Genomic DNA, 1,636 nt, shown 5'->3' on the forward strand with positions numbered 1-1,636 from the left:
CTGACCCCCGTCGACCCGGATTCGAGACGCTTCCGGCCCCGCGACGCCGGCTCGTCGGACGGGCGCGTGCGGATCCGGCAGCCGCCGCCCACTCCGGGGCGGCTCGCTCAGCGTCCCGATCCGCCCGCCATTCTACGGCGCCGCGGCCGCCGCGACCAGAGCTTGACCGGCCCGAACGGCGCGCTCCCAGCGTGCGGGAGCGGCACGAAGGTCGTGTGACGATCCCGGGTCGGGTGCGTCAGAGCTGTTCGGCGACGGTGGCGAGGTCGGCCCGCTCCCGCCAGTCGCCGACGCCGTGCTGGCGGGCGAAGCGGAGTTCGGCGGCGCGGCGGGCGCGCTCGGGATCGCGGGCCCGCGTGATCGCCACGGAGCCGACCGTGAACGGTACCCCGAGGATCTCCTTGGCAAAGTCGATGCGGTAGTTCGGCATCCCGTACTCCCTGCTGCGGCGGTTCCGGCCCCGTTCATCCGGAACGAAACCGCCCTCTCGTTCGTAATCCGGTTCGGAACCTCTATCGGCTCGACGCCCGGTGCATGGCCTGCGGCGCCCGCTCGCGTGCGGACGGCGCTGGCTGCATCTTCCGCATATGGGGCGCCCTCGGTTCCGGTGAAGGGGCCGGGGGCGTGCCGGCAGGGATGCATCGCCGCAGCTTGCTCCACCGCACGCTCCGCCCGTATCGCTCGCGGCCCGGACCTCTCCCGCACACGGACCCGACCATGGCCCTTCCGCGGCGGCGTGCCTGCCTGCCCCCGACCCAGCCGTGACCACGACGCTCGACGCGAAGGCCCGGCTCGGCCTGACGCTGATCGCCGGCGGAGCGGTCGCCAACATCTACTACAACCAGCCGCTGCTCGGGCTGATCGTGGCGGAGTTCGGCGACCGCGCCGCCCTGTGGGTGCCGACCACGGCGCTCGTCGGCTACGGGCTCGGCATCGTCGGGCTCGTGCCCCTCGGCGATGCCCTGCCGCGCCGCACTCTGATCGTGGGGCAATGCCTCGGACTCGCCCTGGCGCTGCTGGCGGTGGGCCTGGCCCCGAACCTCGCGAGCCTCGCCCTCGCCCACCTCGCGGTCGGGGTGCTGGCCAGCGCGGCCCAGCAGGCGGTCCCGTTCGCGGCGGAACTCGCCCCGGATGCGAGCCGCGGGCGGATCGTCGGCCAGGTCATGACCGGCCTGCTCACCGGCATCCTGCTCGCCCGGACGGCGAGCGGCGTCCTGGGGGCGCATCTCGGATGGCGGCCGGTCTTCCTGGTCGCGTCCCTGCTGGCGCTCGCCATGGCGGCCATCGCCCGGGCCACCCTGCCCCACACGGTGCAGACGCACCCGCTGCGCTACCGCGCCCTGATGCTGTCGATCCTGCACCTCGCCCGCACGCAGCCGGTGCTGCGCACGGCGAGCCTGTCGCAGGCGCTGCTGTTTGCCGCCTTCAACGCCTTCTGGGCGACCCTGGCGCTGCTGGTGGAGGGGCCGCCCTTCGGACTCTCCGCCGCGGGCGCGGGGCTGTTCGGGGTGATCGGCGTCTGCGGCGCCTTCGTGGCACCCCTGTCGGGCCGCTTCACCGACCGGCGGGGCGCCAAGCCCGTGGTGCTCGGCGGCAGCCTGCTCGTGGCGCTGTCCTTCATGGTGCTCTGGGCCGG

At 74.3% G+C, this 1,636-nt stretch carries 3 protein-coding genes; 2 read left to right on the forward strand and 1 reads right to left on the reverse strand.

The window, feature by feature from the left end:
* A partial coding sequence (locus tag I53_RS34585) for a hypothetical protein (protein WP_210161587.1) occupies nt 1-219 on the forward strand: 219 nt, incomplete at its 5' end.
* A 19-nt stretch (nt 220-238) separates the two neighbouring features.
* Here I53_RS34585 and I53_RS17295 read toward each other — a convergent pair.
* Nucleotides 239-430, reverse strand: a complete 192-nt coding sequence (locus tag I53_RS17295) for a hypothetical protein (RefSeq protein ID WP_043352836.1) — start codon at nt 428-430, stop codon at nt 239-241.
* 331 nt (nt 431-761) lie between these two features.
* On the opposite strand from I53_RS17295, the gene I53_RS17300 reads away from it, so the two are divergent.
* Nucleotides 762-1,636, forward strand: an 875-nt coding sequence (locus tag I53_RS17300; RefSeq protein WP_043352839.1) for an MFS transporter, incomplete at its 3' end; no start/stop codon positions are given.

This window comes from Methylobacterium sp. B1 (assembly GCF_000333255.1).
GTDB lineage: Bacteria > Pseudomonadota > Alphaproteobacteria > Rhizobiales > Beijerinckiaceae > Methylobacterium > Methylobacterium fujisawaense.

Bases quoted from the DNA above. Each gene is read 5' to 3' on its own strand.
- I53_RS17295 (WP_043352836.1), bottom strand. From the start codon at position 430: ATGCCGAACTACCGCATCGACTTTGCCAAGGAGATCCTCGGGGTACCG.